We start from the raw sequence: 19,721 nt of genomic DNA, 5'->3' as shown, positions 1-19,721 counted from the left end.
GGACGGAAGGGCCTTCGCCCGCGCAGCACAAGGGGCACCCCACCGCATCGGCTCGGCGGGGTGCCCCTTCACTTCAGCCCGCCGTTCCGCAGCGCTCCGTGTCGATCTCCGTCAGGGTGGTCTCGTTGTAGCGGGCCCCGTGCACGGTCGCGGCGTTCAGCACCCGTCCTGCCGCGTCGAGAGCCTCGCCGGGCAGGTCGAGGTCGAGGACCGACATGTTCTCCCGCAGGTGATCGACCGACCGGGTGCCCGGGATGGCGACGAGGTGCCCGCCACGCGACAGCACCCATGCGAGCGCCAGTTGGGTCAGCGTGCAGCCGGCGTCGCGGGCGATCCCGTCGAGCCGGGTGCGCAGGCCCAGGTTCGCGGGATAGTTCGCCGCGCCGAAGCGCGGCATGTGTCGCCGGATGTCCTTCTCCACCAGCGACGCGGGGTCGGGCGGCTCGGTCGTGAGAAAGCCACGGGCCAGCGGGCTGAAGGCCACCAGCGCGACGCCGAGTTCGGCCGCCGCAGCGAGCGTCCCCTGCTCCGGGTTGCGTGACCAGAGGCTGTACTCGTTCTGCAGCGCGGCGATCGGGTGCACGGCGTGGGCCCGGCGCAGCGTCTCGGCAGACGCCTCGGAGAGCCCGAGCGTGCGCACCTTCCCGGTCTCGACGAGCTCGGCCATCGCTCCGACGCTCTCCTCGACCGGGACCTGCCGGTCGACCCGGTGCAGGTAGTAGAGGTCGATGACGTCGGTGCGGAGCCGGGCCAGTGCCTCGTCGGCGGTGCGCCGGACGGTCTCGGGCCGGCCGTCGATGACGCGCCGGCCGCCCACGCCGGTCATCCCGCACTTGCTGGCCAGCACGATCCGGTCCCGGTGGCGGGCGAGCACGCGGCCGAGCAACTCCTCGTTGGCGCCGAAGCCGTAGAGGGCGGCGGTGTCGAAGAGCGTGACGCCCTCTTCCAGGGCCGTGAGCAGCAGGTGCGCGGCGTCTTCCGGCGTGGGTGGGACGCCGTAGGCGTGGCTGAGGTTCATGCAGCCCAGTCCGACCGCCGGGACCTCGAACGGGCCGATCCGGCGCGGCGCACGGCCCGGGCTCACCATCGGTGCCGTGGTCACGACTTCGAGGCGGCGGCGAGCTGCTCCTCCAGGGCCGCCAGCGTCCGGTAGCAGGGCAGTACCTGGGCGATGGAGGCGTTCGGCTCACGGCCCTCGCGGATGGCGGCGACGAACTCGCGGTCCTGCAGCTCGATGCCGTCCATCGAGACGTCGACACCGCTCACGTCGATCGGCTCGTCCTTGCCGGTGACCAGGTCGTCGTACCGCGCGATGTAGGTGCCGGTGTCGCCGATGTAGCGGAAGAACGTGCCGAGCGGCCCGTCGTTGTTGAACGACAGTGACAGGGTGCAGATGGCGCCGTTCTCCGCGCGCAGCTGGATCGACATGTCCATCGCGATGCCGAGTTCGCGGTGGATCGGTCCCTGGACCGCGTTGGCCTGCACGATCGGCGACCCGGTCTGGTAGGCGAAGAGGTCGACGGTGTGCGCGGCATGGTGCCACAGCAGGTGGTCGGTCCAGGACCGCGGCCGGCCGAGGGCGTTGAGGTTCTTACGGCGGAAGAAGTACGTCTGCACGTCCATCTGCTGGATGCGGTACTCCCCGGCCCGGATCCGCTGCCGCACCCACTGGTGGCTGGGGTTGAAGCGCCGCGTGTGCCCGACCATCGCGACGAGCCCGGTGCGCTCCTGCGCCGCCAGGCACGCCTCGGCGTCGGCCAGGGAGTCGGCCAGCGGGATCTCGACCTGGACGTGCTTGCCCGCCTCGAGGCAGGCCATCGTCTGAGCGGCGTGCATCGGCGTGGGCGTGGCGAGGATGACGGCGTCGACGTCGTCCATCGCCAGCACGTCGTCGAGGCGGGCGACGCCGCGGCCCACGCCCTGCTCCTCGGCGAACTTCCGGGCGCTCTCCAGGGTGCTGCTCGCGACGGCGGTCACCTCCACGCCGTCGATCCGCCTGAGCGCGGCCGCGTGCTTGGCACCGAACGCGCCGCCCCCGACAAGGGCGATCCGGACGGTCCGTTCGTCAGTCATGACACTCCTTCGCGGCGGACGCCTCGGCCGCCCGCGGGTGATTCTCCAGGATGAGATGGCCGACGGCGGTGTTGGACGCCGGCACATGGTAGAAGCGGTGCTTGACCTCGATCTCACCGGACCCGTCGATGTCGCTCATCGCCCCGCGGGCGATCAGCCACATGACCAGCTCGATGCCCTCCGAGCCCGCCTCCTCGACGTACTCCAGGTGCGGCACCTGCGACAGGCCGGCCGGGTCCTCGATCAGCTTGTCGAGGAAGGCGGTGTCCCACTCGCGGTTGATGAGGCCGGCGCGGGGGCCCTGCAGCTGGTGGCTCATGCCACCGGTGCCCCACACCTGGACCTTCAGCGGCCTGTCGTAGGACTCGATGGCCTTGCGGAGCGACCGGCCGAGATCGAAGCACCTGGCGCCCGAGGGCACGGGGTACTGCACCACGTTGACGTGGAACGGGATCACCTTGCACGGCCACTTCTCGACGTCCCCGAACATCAGGGAGAGCGGGACGGTCAGGCCGTGGTCGACGCTCATCTCGTTGACGAGGGTGAGGTCGAAGTCGTCCCTGATGAGGGAGTGCGCGATGTGCGCGGCCAGGTCGGGGTCGCCCTCGATGCCCGGGACCGGCCTGGGTCCGTAGCCCTCGTCGGCTGTGGGGTAGGCCGCGCCGGTGCCCAGCACGAAGGTCGGGATCAGCGACTGGTCGAACGCGGTCGCGTGGTCGTTGTAGACCAGGAAGATCACGTCCGGGAGGTTCTCCTCCTCCCACCGTTTGGAGGGCTCGTAGCCCTCGAAGACCGGTCTCCAGTAGGGCTCGTCGGTCTTGTGCTGGTCCATGGCCGCGCCGATCGCCGGCACGTGCGAGGTGAAGACCGCGCCGGTGATCGTGGCGTGCTCGGTCGGCGGCGTCGGGTCGTCGTACGCCGCCTCGAGGACGGCGTGGTCGATCCGGTTGCCCGCTATGGAGCGGCCGCCGTTGATCATCATGGCGCGGTACTCCTGCTCGGACATGCCGGTCATCGAGCCCGCCATCTGCTGGAACGACAGCCCCAGCGTCGCACCCCACTTGGAGAGGAAGTAGATGTTGCCGCCCTCGCGCATCGCGGCGTTGAGGTCGCGGTCGAGCAGCGCCTGCTTCTGCTCCTCCCGCAGTGGCCACTCGTCCATGTAAGCGCGCTCGTCGGCGAGGTAGCGTTCGCGGTTGTCCGCCTTCATCAGCGACATGCAGAACTGGTTGAGGTGGTACCCCTTGGCCGACTGCTCGGCGTCGAAGATGGTCGTCCCCGGGACCAGTTTGTACGTCTTGTCCAGCGACATGATGGACCTCCAATCGTGCGGTGGGTCAGTCGGCGTCCGGCCAGTAGAGGCGCATCGGGTTGTCGACGAGGAGCTTGTGCCGCAGCCTCGGCGTCGGCGCGATGTGCGGGATGAAGTCCACGAGCAGGCCGTCGTCGGGCATGTGTCCGGTGAGGTTCGGATGCGGCCAGTCGGTGCCCCACAGCACCCGGTCGGGGAACTCCTCGACCACGCGTCGGGCGAACGGGACGACGTCGCGGTAGGCCTGCTGCTCCCCGTCGAGGGCGGGCGGGCCGCTCGCCGACAGACGCTCCGGGCAGGTCACCTTGCACCAGATGTCGGGCCTTGCCCGCATGAAGTCGAGGAACGTCTCGAACTCCGGGCCGTGCGGGTCCTTGGTCACGTCGGGGCGGCCCATGTGGTCGATGACCAGCGGCACCGGGATGGAGAGGAAGAAGTCGCGCAGGCCGGCGAGGTCGGCCGCCTCGAAGTAGATGACGACGTGCCAGCCGTACGGCGTGATCCGCTCGACGACGTCCCACAGGTCCTGCTGCGGCGCCGCGTCGACGAGCCGCTTGACGAAGTTGAAGCGCACGCCGCGGACGCCGGCCTCGTGCAGCTCGGCCAGCTCGGCGTCCGAGACGCCGGGCCGCACCGTCGCGACGCCCCGGGCCAGGCCCCCCGAGGCCCGCAGGGCGTCGACCATGGCGCTGTTGTCGGCGCCGTGGCAGGTCGCCTGGACCACGACGTTGCGGGCGAAGCCCAGGTGGTCGCGCAGCGCGAAGAGCTGGTCCTTCGACGCGTCGCAGGGGGTGTACTTGCGTTCGGGGGCGAACGGGAACTCCGCCCCCGGGCCGAAGACGTGGCAGTGCGCGTCGACGGCTCCCTCGGGCGGCCGGAACCGCGGCCGGCTCGGACCGGCGTACCAGTCCAGCCAGCCGGGAGTCTTCTCGAAGATCGCTGTCATCCTCAGTCCTCGTAGCGCAGTCCGAGCTCGGCCAGCGGGCCGCGCATTCCGTACATGTCCAGGCCGAGGTCGCCCGCGCGGAACCGCGCGCGCTTGCCCTCCTCGTTGGCCTCGCGCCCGGCCGACGCCTCGGCGACCTCCGCGGCCCGCTCGCGCGGCACCACGACGACGCCGTCGATGTCCGCCACCACCACGTCGCCCGGCCGGACCAGGGCGTTGCCGCAGACCACCGGCACGTTGACCGAACCGAGCGTGGCCTTGACCGTGCCCTTGGCGTTGATCGCCCGTGAGAAGACCGGGAAGTCCATCTCCTCCAGGTCGGCCACGTCGCGCACGCCACCGTCGATGACCAGGCCCTTGCATCCCCGGGCGCGGAACGAGGTGGCGAGCAGCTCGCCGAAGAAGCCGTCCTCGCTCTCGGTCGTGCAGGCCGCGACCACGACGTCGCCTTCCCGGATCTGCTCGGCGGCGACGTGGAGCATCCAGTTGTCGCCGGGCTGCAGCAGCACGGTCACCGCCGTACCGCACAGGCGTGCCTTCGGGTAGACCGGGCGCAGGTACGGGCGCATCAGCCCCACCCGGCCCATGGCCTCGTGGATCGTCGCCACGCCGAACGCCGACAGCGCCGCGACCGCGTCGGCGTCGGCGCGGGTGATCGACGTGTGCACGACGCCGACCTCGGTGTGCTCCATGTCTTCTTCTCCTGGGGTCAGCGGCCGGCCGCGGCGAGGCGGGCGGCGAGTCGGGGGTAGACGCGCAGGGCGTTGCCGCTGTAGACGGCGGCCCGCTCCTCGTCGGAGAGGTTCGGGGTCGCCTCGACGTACCGCTTGGTGTCGTCGAAGTGGTGACCGGTGCGCGGGTCGATGTCACGGACCGCGCCGATCATCTCGCTGGCGAAGAGGACGGCCCGGCTGGGGATCACCTGGGTGAGCAGGTCGATCCCGGGCTGGTGGTAGACGCAGGTGTCGAAGAAGACGTTGTCCAACAGCGTCTCGGGGTCCGGCTTGCCCAGCGCCATCGCCAGGCCGCGGAACCGGCCCCAGTGGTAGGGCACCGCGCCGCCGCCGTGCGGGATCACGAAGCGCAGCGTCGGGAAGTCGGCGAACAGGTCGCCCTGGATCAGCTGCATGAACGCCGTGGTGTCGGCGTTGAGGTAGTGGGCGCCGGTGGTGTGGAACGCCGGGTTGCACGACGTACTGACATGGATCATGGCGGGGATGTCGTAACCGACCATCGCCTCGTAGATCGGATACCAGCTGCGGTCGGTCAGCGGCGGAGCGGTCCACTTGCCGCCCGACGGGTCGGGGTTGAGGTTGATCGTCACCGCGCCCAGCTCCTCGACGGCACGGCGCAGCTCGGGGAGGCAGGTCGCGGGATCGACGCCCGGCGACTGCGGCAGCATCGCGCCCATCGCGAACCGGTCGGGGTAGAGCGTGCTCACGCGGTGGACCAGGTCGTTGCAGATCCGCGCCCAGACCGAGGAGACCTGGAAGTCGCCGATGTGGTGGGCCATGAAGCTGGCCCGCGGGGAGAAGATCGTCAGGTCGCTGCCGCGCTCGTCCATGAGCCGCAGCTGGTTGCTCTCGATCGCCCGGCGCAGGTCGTCGTCGGTGATGGCCAGATCGTCGGGGTGGGGCGCGCTGCCGGGGTCGCCGACCGCCGCCATCTGCCTGTTCCGCCACTCCGCCAGCTGCGGCGGCGCGGTGGTGAAGTGACCGTGAGAGTCGATGATCATGCGTTGTCTCCTGCTGGTCGCCGGGGTCAGTCCTGGGTGCTGGTGGGCCAGCCGGTGTACTGCTCGGCGAGGTAGGCGCGGCCGGCGCGCGTACCCACCACGTTGTCGAGCTCACCGAGCTGGCGCTGGAGGTCGAACGGGGTGCTGCCCGGCGCGGTGTGCAGCAGCTGGGTCATCCAGTAGGAGAAGTTCTGTGCCCGCCAGACCCGCTGCAGGGCGCGCGGCTGGTAGTCGTCCATCGCGGCCTCACCCTCGCTGCCCAGCGCCCGCAGCAGGACATCGGCGAGCACCTTCACGTCGTGGAACGCGAGGTTGAGCCCGCGGGCGCCGGTCGGTGGCACGGTGTGCGCGGCGTCGCCCGCGAGTGCCATCGAGCCCCAGCGCATCGGCTCCTGCACGAACGACCGGAACCGCAGCACCGTCTTCTCCGAGATCGGCCCCTCCTTGAGCCGGAAGCCGTCCTCGCCGGCCACCCGGGCCTGGAGCGTCTCCCAGATGCGGTCGTCCGGCCAGGCGTCGACGGACTCGTCGGGGTCGCACTGGAAGTACATCCGCTGCACGGTCTCGGTGCGCTGGCTGATCAGCGCGAACCCGTGCTCGGAGTGGGCGTAGATCAGCTCGGGCGCGCTCATCGGCGCCTCGGCCATGATGCCGAACCAGGCGAAGGGATACTCCTTGAAGTAGCGCACCCGCCGGTCCTCGGGCACCAGCTCGCGGCACATGCTGCGCGACCCGTCCGCACCGACCGCGTACCGCGCCCGGATCTCGTGGCGCGTCCCGTCGGGCGCGGTGTAGCGGACCCGCGGGTTGCCGGTCGTGATGTCCAGGACCTCGGTGTCCTTGATGCCGAAGTGCACCGTGCCGCCGTCGCGGTCCCGGGCGTCGGCCAGGTCGATGAAGACATCGGTCTGCGGGTAGAGCCACACCGACTCGCCCACCAGCTCCTTGAAGTGGATGCGGTGGGGTCGCCCGCCGAATCGGAGCTCGATGCCCTCGTGCTCATAGCCGTCGCGCAGGATCCGGTCGGAGACGCCGGTCTCGATCAGGTCCCGGGCCGCGTCGGCCTCGATGATGCCGGCCCGCTGCGTGGTCTCGATCTCGTGCCGGGTGCGGGTGTCGATCGCGATCGTCTCGATCCCCGCGCGGCCGAGAAGGTGCGCCAGCATCAGGCCGGCCGGGCCGGCCCCGACGATGACTACTGGTACCGATGTGACGGTGTCGACGGCGGCGTCGGCCATGGCGTCTCCCGAGTGGCTGCGAGGTTCTCGAACATGCCGAACGCTCCCACCCGGGACCGCGGCCAATCAGCAGCGTTTCCATCAGGCGGAAAGCCGGCTCAGACGGCCACCCGGCGGAAAACCCGCTCAGACAGTGGGGCGGGCGCGTCTGCCGAGCTCGTCGGAGATCCCGTAGGCAACCCTCAGGAGCGGCTCACGCAGCCCGCGCGCACGGCTCGCGCTGCGCGCCGCGATGACGATCCCCAAGGCAGCGCTGACAGGCCCGGTCCTGCCGATCCGCACAGGTGCGGTCACCGCGACCGTGCTTTCCGAGAGCTGCCGGTCACTGACGAAGATCTGCTCGCGGCGAATACGGTCCAACTGCGCGCGCAGCGTCTTCGGGTCGGTGACGGTGTACGGCGTCCAGGCTCGCAGCGGCGATTCGAGGACCGCTTCCTGGATGTCCTTGGGCGCATGCGCCAACAGCACTCGGCCCATCCCGGTGGAGCCGAGGGGGAACCGGGACCCGACCATCGTCACCAGCTCCACCGAGCGGTGCCCGGCGATCCGTTCGACGAAGACGAGCTCGGTACCCTCGCGCACCGCGAGCTGGATGTTCTCGTGCGTCGCCTCGTAGAGATCCTGCATGAACGGCAGAGCCACATCGCGCAGAATCTGGGTGCGGGGGCATCCCGAGGCGATCTCCCACAGCCGCAGCCCGACGTGCCACGACCCGTCCTCCCCGCGCTCGAGCGCTCCCCACCCTGCCAGTTCCGTGACCAGACGGTGCGCCGTACTCACGGCCAGGCCCGTGCGCTGAGCGATCTCCGACAACGTTTGCTTCTGGCGCTCGCGATCGAACGTCGAGAGGACCTGGAGAACTTTTCCAGCCGCCGTGCTCCGGGTTGTGCTCACGCGGTCAGTCTCGCAGACCGGCGTTTGAGCTGCCCGGTTGTCCGCCGTACCATCTGCCGGACGCAAGGAGGCGACGTGGACCGGCAGATCTGTGGGCTGTCATCGATGGCGACGCGGCTGATTCTGGCCGAGCTTTCCGAACACATCCGACTCGCACACGGGATTCCGGTGCGCTTCGAGTCGGCCGGTGGGGTCGAGATCGCGCGGCGGGTGCGCGAGGGCGCCGAGGCCGACCTGCTCGTGCTCGCCGACGACGCACTGGCCGAGCTGGAGAGCGAAGGGCACCTTCTCGGCGGCACGGTGCGCCCGCTGTGGGTCTCCCAGGTCGTCGCCGCCGTGCCGGCGGGATCACCGGTCCCGGCCCTCGACTCGGAGTCCGACCTCCGAGCCGCTCTCCTGGCCGCGGAGCGGATCGCCTACTCCACCGGACCCAGCGGCACGGCCCTCGTCGATCTGATCACCCGGCTGGGTCTCGCCGACACGCTCCGGGACCGGCTCGTCCAGGCCCCACCGGGGGTGCCTGTCGGCAGCCTGCTCGCCTCCGGCGAAGCCGACCTGGCTTTTCAACAGCACAGCGAACTGATGGACCTGCCAGGGGTTGCCGTCATCGGCCCGCTGCCGGGCGACACCGCGATCAGCTCGACGTTCAGCGGAGGCGTACCGGTCTCTTCGACCCGGCCGGATCGTGCCTTGGAAGTCCTCGACGTTCTCGGCTCCGACACGGCGTCGAAGACCGCCCGCGCCAGGGGCATGCAGGCCGCTCGGGCTCAGGGCTGACCCCGTCCCGGCGTCGGTCGACGTCCCGGCCGCCGCCGACCGGCATCCGGGGTGGGCGGACTCGACGCCGCGGCCCGGCACCGGGGTGGCGCCAGGCTCATGGCACGGTGGCTCACCGCACGGTGGTGGTGCGGCTCTCCTCCGTCGGACCGGCGACGACACCCTGGAGGGCGCCCGGGCTCTCGGTCGACTGCCGGGTGCCGACGGCCTCCAGGATCTTCAGTTTGTCGTGGCTCTCCGTGCCGGGTGTGGCCGTGAAGACGAGCAGGGCGTGTTCCTGGTCGGGGTCGAGGAGCGTCTGGCAGTGCAGGGTGAGTTCGCCGACCTCGGGGTGGACGAAGCGTTTCGCGTCGGTGTGGGTGAGGCCGACCTGGTGCTCGTTCCAGATGACCGCGAACTCCTCGCTCTCGTCGAGGAGCCGGCGAACGAGCGCTGCGGCTGGGGAGTGCGGGCCTTGCCGGGCGGCGGCGCGCCGCAACTGGGCGGTGTAGATGCGTCCGTGCACCGGGTGGTCGGATGCCGGGTGGATCAGCCGGGAGGAGGGGTCGGTGAACCAGCGGTAGACGGCGCTCCTGGCCGGGCCGGTGTGGTGGGTCTCGTCGCCGAGCAGTGCCATCGCCGGACGGGTCTGGACGAGCGTCTCGCCGAGGCTGCCCATGATCTGTGCCGGGGTGTCCTGGAGCCGGTCGAGGATGCGCATGAGCCCCGGACCGATGTGGTCGGCGCGCAGGCTGCGCCGGGGTGTGTCATGACCGGCGAGCAGGAAGAGGTGATCCCGTTCCGGCAGGGAAAGGCGGAGTCCGCGGGCGATCGCCGCGATCATCTGCTCGGAGGGCTGCGGGCCCGCCCCCCGTTCCAGTCGGGCGTAGTAGTCGGTGGACATACCGGATAGTTCGGCGACCTCTTCCCGGCGCAGACCTCGGGCACGGCGCCGGGGCCGGCGCGGCAGCCCGACGTCCTCGGGCTGCAGTGCCTCGCGGCGGCAGCGGAGGAATTCAGCGAACTGCGAGCGGTCCATGGTCCCTCTTCCTGCCGCGGCGCACCGCCGCGCCGGGCTCCTGGTCCCGGCCGGTCCGCACCGCCGCCGCGCCGGGCTCTCCCGTCCCGACCAGTGTGGCCGGGGAGCCGATGGTTATCCACGGCCTGTCGATCAGTGGATGAGCGCGTCCTTGTTCCGTGCCCCGGCGCCGGGTCGACTGGACGGCCGTGGCCCTGGAGGCCCGAGAGCGTGCGCGCGGCCCCACCGGCCTGCGCCGGAACGGAGGGAAAGCACCATGACGAAATGGACCGCGGCCGATCTGCCCGACATGACGGGCCGCACCGTGGTGGTCACCGGCGCAACGAGCGGGATCGGCCTGATCACCGCCCGGGAACTGGCCCGCGCGGGCGCGTGTGTCGTCCTCGCCGTCCGGTCGGTTGCCAGGGGACAGGCGGTCGCCGACACGTTCCGGGGACGTACCGAGGTACGCGAGCTCGACGTCGCCGACCTCGCCTCGATCCGGCGGTTCGCGGCCCACTGGTCGGGCGCGATCGACGTCCTCGTCAACAACGCGGGAATCATGGCCGTACCGCTCAGCCGTACGGCCGACGGGTTCGAACTGCAGCTGGCGACCAACTACTTCGGGCCGTTCGTGCTGACGAACCTGCTCCTGCCCCACATCACCGACCGGGTCGTCTCCGTCTCCTCCCAGCTGCACCGGATGGGCAGGACGCATCTCAGGGACGTGGCCGACCTCACCGGGCGGCACCGCCGCTACAACGCCACGGCCGCCTACAACGACTCCAAGCTGAACCTGATGCTGTTCTCCACCGAACTGCAACGCCGCCTCGCCGCGTCCGGCAGCCCGGCCAGGTCGCTCATCGCGCACCCCGGCATCGCCGCGACGAACCTGGCGAGCCGCTCCGCCGCCGGCAAGGTGACCCGCGTCCTGGGCTTCCTGTTCAACGATGCGGAACACGGCGCCCTGCCGTCGCTGTACGCCGCCACGCAGGACCTGCCCGGCAACTCCTACGTCGGCCCGAGCGGACCGGGGGGTCTGAAGGGCCACCCCGAGGTCCGCAGGCCCGCCGCGGCCGCCCTCGACCCCAGCGCTGCGGCCCGACTGTGGGCCCTGACCGCCCGGCTGACCGGCACCGGAGCAGATCTGCCCGCTGCCGCCTGACCGTGCGCGCCTGACCGTGCGCACCTGCACACCTGCACACCTGCACACCTGCACACCTGCACACCACGGTCCCAGCGGATCGACCCGATCCTCCCGAGCACCGCACCGGCGCGACCTCGGGCATCGTGCTCGGCGGGCGCCGTCCTCACCCCCGCCGGGGAGAGGGTGGCGCCTTCTCGCTGTCCTGAGCAGGGTCCACGCCTCGAAGCGTCCCGGGGCTGTCCGGCGGGTCTTGGCTGATGGTCGCCAACAGGCGGGTGACCAGGGGATTGCGGTCGTTCTCGCGCCAGGCGACGGCCACGCGTGTGCGGGCCGTGCCGGGTTCGATCGTGCGGAAGGCGACGCCTTTGAGGCGGATGCGTCGGATGCTCGCCGGGGCCAGGGAGACGCCCAGCCCGGTTGCCACGAGGGCGCACACCGTCTGCCACTCCACCGCGTGCTGGACGACCTGCGGGGTGAACCCCGCAGCGGTGCACAGGCCGACGATCTGGTCGTGCAGTGTCGGCCCGGCCCCGCGGGGCAGCAGCACGAAGGACGAGTCCGCCAACTGCGCAAGCCGTACGGTCCGTTGGGTGGCCAGGGGATGGGTGGACGGCAGCACGGCCACGAAACCCTCGCTGAGTACCGTCCTGAAGCCGAGTTCCGTCTCGTCGGCAGGGGGTTCACGCAGGAGGCCGATGTCGATGGTCTTGTCGTGCAGGGCGGCGATCTGCGGAGCGGTGGTCATCTCGTGGATCTCCAGGCGCACGCCGGGAAACCGATGGCGGAAGGTGCGCAGCAGGCCGGGCAGGATCGTCAGGGCGAGGGAGGCGGCGAAGCCGATCCGCAGGCAGTCGGCGCGGCCACTGCCGACGGCCCGGGCCGCGGCCAGGCCGTCCGCGAGGTCGGTGAGTGCCCGCCGGGCAGCAGGCAGCAGTTCGCAGCCGGCCGGGGTCAGGGTGACGCGCCCCGGGGCGCGGGTGAACAGCACGTGGCCGACCTTGTCCTCCAGGCGGCGGATCTGCTGGCTCAGCGGCGGCTGGGCGATGCCCAGACGGGCGGCCGCGTGGCCGAAGTGGAGTTCCTCCGCGAGCACGACGAAGGCGTGCAGCTGCGGCAGGGGGAGTTCGGGGCGCTCCATACGCCCAGAGATATCAGAGCATGCGAGCGGCCGTATTAGACGTGTCGATGCCGGTCATCTAGCGTTCGGCGCATGACAGAGCGACGCGCGATCCTCAGCGGCTCGACCTTCGAGGGCGAGATCGGCTACGCCCGTGCTGTGGTCGACGGCGACCGGGTGCACGTGTCCGGGACGACCGGGTTCGACTACGCCACCATGACGATCTCCGACGACGTGGTGGAGCAGGCCGAGCAGTGCCTGCGCAACATCGAGGCCGCACTGGCCGAGGCGAGGTGCACCTTCGCCGACGTGGTGCGCGTGCGCTACCTCCTGACCGACCGCGCGGACTTCGAGCCCTGCTGGCCGGTCCTGCGCCGCTGCTTCGGCGATGTCCGGCCGGCCGCCACCATGATCGTGTGCGGGCTCGCCGACCCGCGGATGAAGATCGAGATCGAGGTGGACGCGCGGCGGCGCATCCCGTCTCACGGTGGCGCCCCGAACGATCGCCCGGAAGCACCCGTCGTGCCCGTCGGGGCCTATGAACCCCCCTACTACGCGGCTGTCTTCACCACGGTGCGGACCCAGGACCAGAGCGGCTACGGCGAGACCGACGCGCGCCTGGAAGAGCTGGTGAAGGACGTCCCCGGGTACCTGGGGACGGACCATGCGCAGACTCCTGGCGGGCTGGGCATCACCGTCAGCTACTTCCGCGACGCCGACGCCCTCACGGAGTGGCGGGCCAACGCCGAGCACCGCGCGGCGCAGCACCGCGGTCGAGCGCAGTGGTACCAGAGCTACACGCTGCACGTGGCGAAGGTGGAACGGAGCAACGGGTTCACGCGAGCGGAGGACCCGCAGAGCCCGACAGCGGGCTGACCGGGCGAAGCCGCCTCGGCGACCGTCCCGCCCCACACGCTCGCGCCGAACGGGGCGGTGTACCGGCGGTGTGCCGGCGGTGCCGGCGGTGCCAGCGGTGGCGGCGGTGGCGGCGGACACCACGTCCCGGGTTGGAGAGTTCCCGGCAAATACCGGTGAGCCCTTGCCTGCCCTTGGTTACCCTGCCTTGTCCTGACCAGGCCAAGGAGGTCCCTCACCATGAGCAGCACCACGTCCTTTCCCGAGCGGATCGAGCTCTCGGGGGAGGGCCTCGTTCTCCGCGACTGGACGGAGGCGGATCTGGCCGCGATGCCGGAGCTGTTCGACCATCCCGACATCGCGTACTGGACGCCGATCGTCTCCCCCTTCGACGAAGCGGCCGCCCGCGCACGACTGGACCGGGACCGGCAGCTGCGAGCGGAGGGCACGACCATCCTGCTCGCCATCACCGTCGACGGTGGCGCGCCGCTCGGCGAGGTGATGCTGCGGCGTACTCCCGGGGGCCCCGAGCTCGGCTATGCGGTCGGCCCTGCGCACCGCGGCCAGGGGCTGGCGGCGCGGGCGGTGAGGGTGATGGCCGCGTACGCCTTCGAGCAACTGGGCGCGGAGCGGGTGATCCTGGAGCTGGAGGCCGAGAACGCCGCCAGCGTCGCCGTGGCCACCAAGGCGGGCTTCAGGCTGCTCGACGTACCGCTGATCAGGGGTGAGGAGAAGGGGCGGCCCTACGCCCTGCAGACGTGGGGTCTGAACCGCCCCTGATCGACCGGGCGGCCACCCGCTGGAGCCCTGTCCGCATCCGGCTCGGTTCGGCGTCCGTTGCCATGCCTCCTCAGCCCGGCCGGCCGTGGGAGCCCGCCTCGAGGGTGGCGCGAAGGGCGGCCAGGGTCGAGGCGACGCGGGTCAGATCGTCGGGGGGAACGGCCGTGGTCAGCGAGACGAGTTCGCTCTCGACGAGGGGGCGGGAAGCGGCCAACTGCTCCTTCCCTTCGGGCGTGAGGCGGAGGACGGACGAGCGGCGGTCCTGGGGGTGCGCGACCCGCACGCACCAGCCGGCAGCCACCAGCCGGTCGACCGCCTTGCTGACGGCCCCCACGGTGATCGCCAGTTCGCCGACGATGTCGAGCACGCGGCACCCCGGCACGCGGTCGATGATCTCCAGCAGCTCGAACTGGCCGAGCCCCAGCCCCTGTTCGGCGCGCAGCCGGGCGCTCACCGCGTTGTAGAGCCTGGTCTCGACACGGACGAGGTCGGTGAAGATCGGGGTGACGTGGCTCACAAAACCTCCAGTAGATTCCAGGGAATCATCTTCCTTGGAATCCGGTTGGACCCAGGCAGATGGATTCCCAGGAATCCATCCTCGCATCCCGACCCATGGAGGCCCGACATGTCCCGTCAGCAGCGCGATGCCCTGGACGCCATGCTCCGCTCCGCCCCGCGCGACGAAACGCGGCCCACTCCCGAGGAGCAGCGCAGTGGTTTCGCCGCAGCCGTCGCCCGGCCCGCGCCGGAGGGCGTGGTCACCCGCAGGACCGTCCTCGGCGGCCGCCCGGCCCTGGAGCTGGAGCCGGCCGAGGTCTCCGGCCACGGCCGACTGCTCTACCTGCACGGCGGCGGCTACGTCATCGGCTCACCGGACACCCATGCGGGGCTGGTGGGTGAACTGGCCCGCCGCGCCGGGCTGCGAGCGATGTCGGTGGATTACCGGCTGGCGCCCGAGCACCCCTTCCCCGCGGCCGTCGACGACGGGCTCGCCGCCTATCGCGAGCTGCTGGCGGCGGGCACCGATCCACGAGACCTCGTCGTGGCCGGCGACTCCGCCGGTGGCGGCCTGAGCATCGCCACCCTGCTCGCGGCCCGGGACGCCGGGCTGCCGCAACCCGCCGCCGTGGCCGTCTTCTCCCCCTGGGTCGACCTCACCCTCGCCGGCGGAAGCACCCGCTCCAAGGAGGACGCCGACCCCATCTTCATGGAAGCCGACCTGCGCGCCTACGCCGGTCTGTACCTCGGCACGACCGACCGTGCCCATCCCCTGGCCAGCCCGCTGTTCGCCGACCTCACCGGCCTGCCCCCGCTCCTCGTGCAGGTCGGGGCGAACGAGGTGCTGCTCGACGACGCGGTCCGGCTGGCCGGCCGGGCGGGCGCGGACGACGTCGAGGTCACCCTCGAGGTCGGACCCGGCCTCCCCCACGTCTTCCAGCTCCACTACGGCCGCCTCGACGAGGCGGACGCCGCACTCGACCGCGCCGCCCGCTTCCTCACCGCCCACCTGGGCACTGATGTGAATCCTTGAAGACGGCCGGGACTGCTCGCCGCCCCATTCGGTCCGCTGTTCAACCAAGTGGGAGTTTCAGCGAGCGTCACGCGCGCTGCCGACCCGGCCCGCACGGCCCGCTCGCTCGTGGAGCGTGCGGGCCGTGCAGGCCGGCCAAGGGCGCCCGCGGCGGCGCTGCGCGCCGGCCTTCGGCCGCCCTGGCCACTCGGCAGCAGAATCGGGGGCCACGCCTCCGGCAGCCGAATCGGGAGCCCCTCTGCGCGACCGGGCGACAACGCGGCGTACGCCGCCGCACGCCGCCGATGGAGCAGGTGCCGTCGTCGGGCCGCAGCGTCCCGTGAGGGTAATGGCGGCTCGGCTGGCCGGGGCGAGGTCGAGCGGGCAAGCTGTGAAGGGCGGAGGCGGGGGTCCCGTGAGCCACCTGTCCCTCCTGTTTCTCCAGCACGGCCGGGGCGCCGACGAGGGCGGTGAGCCGGATACGGGCGGGAAGAGGTGAAAGAAGGCGGGCCATGGCAGACGGTGCGGTGGACCGGTCGGAAGGCTTCGGTGAGCGGCTGCTGGGGGTGCTGCTGGATCGGGCGCGGATGTTGCCGCCGCAGCTGATTGCCCCCCTGATCGCGGAAGAGGTGGCCAGGATCGGCGGGCGGGACGTCTCCATCCTGCTCCAGGACTACGGGCAGGAGCTGCTGGTGCCGCTGCCGGGCAGGAAGCTGCACGTCAGCCAGCCCGAGCCGGTGTCTGATTCCCCCGCCGGCCGGTCCTTCCTGCGCGCGGAGGTCGTCGAGGTGAAGCAGGCCCATGGCGTCCGGATGTACTTGCCGCTGCTGGACGGCAGCGATCAGGTGGGAGTGATGGCCCTCACCCTGGACGCTGTCGGCGACGACGACCGGCGCCTGCTGAGCAGGCTCGCCGGCCTGGTCGGCGACATGCTGGTCACCAAGAACGCCTACACCGACCAGTTCTTCCTGGCCCGACGCCGGGAGCCGATGAGCGTGTCCGCGGAGATCCAGTGGAGCCTGCTGCCACCGCTGACGATGTCCATTCCGCAGGTCTCGGTGGCCGGCATCCTGGAGCCCGCCTACCGCGTCGCCGGCGACAGCTTCGACTACGCCCTCAACGACAACATCCTGCACGCGGCCGTGATCGACGCGATGGGCCACGGCCTGGACGCCGCCGCGATGGCGACCGTCGCCATCGGCGCCTACCGGCATGCCCGGCGCGTGTTCGTCAGCCTGGCCGAGAAGTACATGTTCATGGACAACGCCATTGCCCGACAGTTCGGACCCGACCACTTCGTCACGGCGCAGCTGATGCACATCAACATCGCCACCGGTGAGCTGGAACTGGTCAACGCGGGCCACCCCGCGCCGCTGCTGATCCGCGAGGGCCGGGTCGTGCGGCAACTGGAAAGCGCGACGACGCTGCCCCTCGGCTTCGGCGCCGAGGCGCCCCGAGCCAGACAGCACATACTCCGCAAGGGCGACCGGGTGCTGTGCTACACCGACGGCATCATCGAGGAGCACGTCAACGGCAGGGAGCTGTTCGGTGAGGAACGCCTCGTCCGTTGCATCAACCGCCTTGGGCAGGAGCCGTCGCAGGGGGTGCGGGCGGACCTGCGCCAGCTCTCCCACACGCTGAAGGGCGAACGTGGCGGGCTCACCAGCGACGACGCCACCCTCTTCATGATCGAGTGGAACGGCGGCACCGCCGACCACCTCGCCGAACTCGACTGAGGGTCCGGTCGCCCGACCACCAGAAACCGGGGCAGACCGTTGTCGGCTTCGCGGACGGCCTCGCCGAGAAGCCGAGCCCCGTGCTGCCGGAACATCCGGCCTGCCAGCGGACCCTGACCGCCTTCGCCGCGACGCGGCAGCCCATGCGAGCCCCCGCGACAAACTGCGTCAGGTCCCTTCGGGCTTGCGGGCCAGGAGGCAGGCGTGCGGTCTGTTCACCCGTCCGCCGGGCTCCTGCTCCAGCCTCGCGGTGACGACGAGTCCGGCCTGCTCCAGCAGGCCGGCCATGCGGTCCAGGGGCAGGAGGTACGACTCGTAGGACACCGGACGGCCATAGCCCTGGGTCGGCTGCAGCCGTTCGTCGCCGACATAGTCTCCCCAGAGCAGGTAGCCGCCGGGCGCGAGCGTGCGGTGGAACTCGGCGAACACCGTCGGCAGCCACTGCGGTGGCGTGTGGTGGGTGGAATACCAGGCCAGGATGCCGCCGAGCTCGTCGTCCCCCATCTCCAGCGCGGTCATCGAGCCCTCGGTGAACCGCAGGTTCGGATAGGCGTGCCGGGCCAGCCCGATCATCTTCGGCGACAGATCGACGCCGAAGGCGGGCACCCCCAGCCCGGCCAGGTGCGCCGTCACGCGGCCGGGGCCGCACCCCAGGTCCGCGACCGGCCCCGGACCGGCCGTCCGCACGAGTTCGGCGAACCCCGCCAGCATCGCGCGTGACAGCGGGTCCATCGCGGCTGGAGGCGGGACGCGTTCGACGTAATCGGCGGCGACCGTGTCGTACGACTCGCGGACGGCGGTCAGAAAAGAGGGCGCAGCCATGCGGGCGACCCTAGCCCGGAGAACTGACAAGCCGTGTCCCGACCTTGAGTTGGCCTGCGCGGCATCCACCGCCGCCCGGGCTGTGAAACAGCAGGAAGGGAACACCGGGCGACCCGTGGCGGCTTCACGCGCCGAGCGTCCGAGGTCCCTGAGCCCGGGGCGATCGAACCCCTGATGCGGGTGTCGCAGATCCGAATCCTGCGACCGGCTCCGCCGATTCAGTCCAGGCCACAGGCCGTTCCGACGCTGCCACCGCGTCTTCTGGTTCTCTGACCGTGATCAAGAGGATCGCGGTCAACTCCCCGGCAGGACAAGGCTGAGAGCACTCGTGCCGAGCGGGGCCAGAATGCCCAGCGCGGGGGAGAGCAGCTTCGACAGGGACAGGTCGAGCCGCAGGAAGGAGACGAGTGCCGATCGTCTCTCCAGCCACTCGGGGGTGAGCCGGTCGGGGCTGGGCAAGGGGAACGCGGTCTCGACGAGCCGGTGGGCCATTGCCCGCCATTGCAGCATCACCGGCAAGAAGATCATCGCGACTAGAACGCTGAAGAACGCGCCGTAGAGCAGGACGTGCCCGGCCGGGAAGTCGACGTCGAAGCCTGGTGTCCTCTTCTCGTGCGCGAGGAGAGAGTTCCGCAGCGCACCCGTGTTGATCACTGCGGTCGAGATGATGAGGGCGGCGCAGGTGAGGTACTTCATGGTGTCTTTCCAGAGCCGCTCCAACGTCCGCAGCCCGTCCGCAGGCACATCCGTAGGGAGCGGTGCGGACGTCGGTGCGGTGACTGTCACCGTCGTCCCGGGCATACGCCGGTTGCGGGCCAGCTCGACGAGCCGTGCTTGCACGTCCCACAGGCCGAGCAGGGCGGGCAATGCGCACAACTGGCCCAGGACGACCAGTACCGTCATTCGCCAGACGATGCCGTCCAGCGGAACGGGGGCGCTCTGGCTGTGACTGGTACTGCGCAAGAAGAAGCGCAGGGAGGAGAAGATCACTGCATTGAAGGTCAGCATGCCGGTACCGAGAACGGCAAGGGCACGCCCCCCAGGGCGGAATCGGGCAGGACGCCAGCGATCGAGAAGTGCCTGTCCGGCAACCCCGGCCACGGCTACCCAGATCGCGAGCGAGACGCCGATCAGAGCACTCCACAGGCCGAATTCGAGCTGATGCATGAAAGCGCGGGACTGAGGTGTCTCCCCACCTCGGTACCGGGCCAGAACGCCCGTACCGAACCCGGCGACTCCGAGGAGGCCGAGAGTGATGGCCACGGGCACCAGTGCGGCTCTCGTGCCTGGCCGTTGTCCGTCGTGGATGCGCGGTGCGGCGGGAGGAGCGGCCGCCGGATCACCAGTCGCCGGCGGGGTTCCCTGGGCGGGCAATGCCATAGTGTCACTGTAATTCAACTCGGCGTAGTCAAGCGGAACTTGTCGGAGAGTTCGAACCACTGGGCAGGTGGCAGCAGCTCACCCTCCCCCAGCCGGAACCGATACCCAGCGGCAGTGGGCCCGGTGCTGTCGAGGAGCACGCCTCGTCGGTGAACGCGGCGCGTGCGATTAGGCTTGTGCGACAGGAAGGCCCTGCCGACACCGTTACGACCGACAGGGCCAACCCGCTCGGGAGGAACCCGCAGCATCCGCGGCCCCGGCGTCCTACCGTCGGGGCCGTGGCCCTGTCAGGCGCCGAACAGGCGCTTGATCGTCAGGTCGATCAGCAGCGCTGTCACCAGCGCCATGAACTCGTCGCACGGCTGCGAGGGTCACATGGTGACCAGGCAGGGGCTCCCGCTC

19 protein-coding genes and 1 pseudogene are annotated in these 19,721 nt (G+C 70.8%); 7 read left to right on the top strand and 13 right to left on the bottom strand.

All coding sequences use genetic code 11. From position 1 onward, the window contains the following. Positions 1-73: 73 nt before the first annotated feature. The 8 genes from ACFYMU_RS23970 to ACFYMU_RS23935 form a co-directional block, all read right to left on the bottom strand. The gene (locus tag ACFYMU_RS23970) at positions 74-1,087 is read right to left on the bottom strand and encodes an aldo/keto reductase (RefSeq protein ID WP_388376682.1); all 1,014 of its coding nucleotides are present in this window, start codon (positions 1,085-1,087) and stop codon (positions 74-76) included. Positions 1,088-1,098: 11 nt separating this feature from the next. Next, positions 1,099-2,073 carry a Gfo/Idh/MocA family oxidoreductase gene (locus tag ACFYMU_RS23965; RefSeq protein WP_388376617.1) on the bottom strand — a complete coding sequence of 325 codons (975 nt, stop codon included), beginning with the start codon at positions 2,071-2,073 and terminating at the stop codon, positions 1,099-1,101. Then, entirely contained in the window at positions 2,066-3,385 is a 1,320-nt protein-coding gene (gene ligA, locus ACFYMU_RS23960; RefSeq protein WP_388376614.1) for a protocatechuate 4,5-dioxygenase subunit alpha, read from the bottom strand. Before ligA ends, ACFYMU_RS23965 begins: the two co-directional genes overlap by 8 nt. A 25-nt stretch (positions 3,386-3,410) precedes the next feature. Beyond that, the gene (locus ACFYMU_RS23955; RefSeq protein ID WP_388376612.1) at positions 3,411-4,331 is read right to left on the bottom strand and encodes an amidohydrolase family protein; all 921 of its coding nucleotides are present in this window, start codon (positions 4,329-4,331) and stop codon (positions 3,411-3,413) included. Between the two features lie 2 nt (positions 4,332-4,333). Beyond that, a complete protein-coding gene (gene ligK, locus ACFYMU_RS23950) occupies positions 4,334-5,023 on the bottom strand; it encodes a 4-carboxy-4-hydroxy-2-oxoadipate aldolase/oxaloacetate decarboxylase (protein ID WP_388376609.1) in 690 nt (229 codons plus the stop codon). 17 nt (positions 5,024-5,040) lie between these two features. Continuing rightward, positions 5,041-6,066: an amidohydrolase family protein gene (locus ACFYMU_RS23945; RefSeq protein ID WP_388376607.1), complete on the bottom strand. Its 1,026-nt coding sequence runs from the start codon at positions 6,064-6,066 to the stop codon at positions 5,041-5,043. A 26-nt stretch (positions 6,067-6,092) separates the two neighbouring features. Next, positions 6,093-7,304: a 4-hydroxybenzoate 3-monooxygenase gene (locus tag ACFYMU_RS23940; RefSeq protein WP_388376605.1), complete on the bottom strand. Its 1,212-nt coding sequence runs from the start codon at positions 7,302-7,304 to the stop codon at positions 6,093-6,095. 126 nt (positions 7,305-7,430) lie between these two features. Next, positions 7,431-8,198, bottom strand: a complete 768-nt coding sequence (locus ACFYMU_RS23935) for an IclR family transcriptional regulator (protein ID WP_388376602.1) — start codon at positions 8,196-8,198, stop codon at positions 7,431-7,433. A 75-nt stretch (positions 8,199-8,273) separates the two neighbouring features. Between ACFYMU_RS23935 and ACFYMU_RS23930 the strand changes: the two genes are divergently transcribed. Next, positions 8,274-8,975, top strand: coding sequence for a substrate-binding domain-containing protein (locus ACFYMU_RS23930; protein ID WP_388376599.1), 702 nt, complete (start codon positions 8,274-8,276; stop codon positions 8,973-8,975). Positions 8,976-9,087: 112 nt separating this feature from the next. Here ACFYMU_RS23930 and ACFYMU_RS23925 read toward each other — a convergent pair whose 3' ends face one another. After that, positions 9,088-9,993 carry a helix-turn-helix transcriptional regulator gene (locus tag ACFYMU_RS23925; protein ID WP_388376596.1) on the bottom strand — a complete coding sequence of 302 codons (906 nt, stop codon included), beginning with the start codon at positions 9,991-9,993 and terminating at the stop codon, positions 9,088-9,090. A 256-nt stretch (positions 9,994-10,249) separates the two neighbouring features. Between ACFYMU_RS23925 and ACFYMU_RS23920 the strand changes: the two genes are divergently transcribed. Further along, complete coding sequence (locus tag ACFYMU_RS23920) at positions 10,250-11,137, top strand: SDR family NAD(P)-dependent oxidoreductase (protein ID WP_388376594.1); 888 nt, start codon at positions 10,250-10,252, stop codon at positions 11,135-11,137. Between the two features lie 145 nt (positions 11,138-11,282). Here the strand turns inward: ACFYMU_RS23920 and ACFYMU_RS23915 are convergent, their stop codons facing one another. Beyond that, positions 11,283-12,257, bottom strand: coding sequence for a LysR family transcriptional regulator (locus tag ACFYMU_RS23915; RefSeq protein ID WP_388376591.1), 975 nt, complete (start codon positions 12,255-12,257; stop codon positions 11,283-11,285). A 72-nt stretch (positions 12,258-12,329) separates the two neighbouring features. Here ACFYMU_RS23915 and ACFYMU_RS23910 point away from each other — a divergent pair. The 3 genes and pseudogenes from ACFYMU_RS23910 to ACFYMU_RS23900 form a co-directional block, all read left to right on the top strand. Then, a pseudogene (locus ACFYMU_RS23910) lies at positions 12,330-12,641 on the top strand (RidA family protein); the annotation flags it as partial. Positions 12,642-12,674: 33 nt separating this feature from the next. Beyond that, positions 12,675-13,112: an antibiotic biosynthesis monooxygenase family protein gene (locus ACFYMU_RS23905; RefSeq protein ID WP_388376678.1), complete on the top strand. Its 438-nt coding sequence runs from the start codon at positions 12,675-12,677 to the stop codon at positions 13,110-13,112. A 219-nt stretch (positions 13,113-13,331) separates the two neighbouring features. After that, positions 13,332-13,871 carry a GNAT family N-acetyltransferase gene (locus tag ACFYMU_RS23900; RefSeq protein ID WP_388376589.1) on the top strand — a complete coding sequence of 180 codons (540 nt, stop codon included), beginning with the start codon at positions 13,332-13,334 and terminating at the stop codon, positions 13,869-13,871. Positions 13,872-13,941: 70 nt separating this feature from the next. Here the strand turns inward: ACFYMU_RS23900 and ACFYMU_RS23895 are convergent, their stop codons facing one another. Beyond that, the gene (locus ACFYMU_RS23895; protein ID WP_388376586.1) at positions 13,942-14,388 is read right to left on the bottom strand and encodes a MarR family winged helix-turn-helix transcriptional regulator; all 447 of its coding nucleotides are present in this window, start codon (positions 14,386-14,388) and stop codon (positions 13,942-13,944) included. A 108-nt stretch (positions 14,389-14,496) separates the two neighbouring features. Here ACFYMU_RS23895 and ACFYMU_RS23890 point away from each other — a divergent pair, with 108 nt between their 5' ends. Together ACFYMU_RS23890 and ACFYMU_RS23885 are read left to right on the top strand one after the other, a co-directional pair. Next, positions 14,497-15,402, top strand: a complete 906-nt coding sequence (locus tag ACFYMU_RS23890; RefSeq protein WP_388376583.1) for an alpha/beta hydrolase — start codon at positions 14,497-14,499, stop codon at positions 15,400-15,402. Between the two features lie 491 nt (positions 15,403-15,893). Next, the gene (locus tag ACFYMU_RS23885) at positions 15,894-17,117 is read left to right on the top strand and encodes a PP2C family protein-serine/threonine phosphatase (RefSeq protein WP_388376580.1); all 1,224 of its coding nucleotides are present in this window, start codon (positions 15,894-15,896) and stop codon (positions 17,115-17,117) included. A gap of 168 nt (positions 17,118-17,285) precedes the next feature. Here ACFYMU_RS23885 and ACFYMU_RS23880 read toward each other — a convergent pair whose 3' ends face one another. Further along, a complete protein-coding gene (locus ACFYMU_RS23880; protein WP_388376577.1) occupies positions 17,286-17,939 on the bottom strand; it encodes a class I SAM-dependent methyltransferase in 654 nt (217 codons plus the stop codon). Between the two features lie 294 nt (positions 17,940-18,233). Then, the gene (locus ACFYMU_RS23875) at positions 18,234-19,106 is read right to left on the bottom strand and encodes a hypothetical protein (RefSeq protein WP_388376574.1); all 873 of its coding nucleotides are present in this window, start codon (positions 19,104-19,106) and stop codon (positions 18,234-18,236) included. Between the last annotated feature and the right edge of the window lie 615 nt (positions 19,107-19,721).

The sequence above is a fragment of the Streptomyces sp. NPDC007264 genome, assembly GCF_042869095.1.
In the GTDB taxonomy this organism is placed as follows: domain Bacteria; phylum Actinomycetota; class Actinomycetes; order Streptomycetales; family Streptomycetaceae; genus Streptomyces.
The sequence above is the reverse complement of the archived record's forward strand: the minus strand, read 5'-3'. Positions and strand labels throughout refer to the sequence as shown.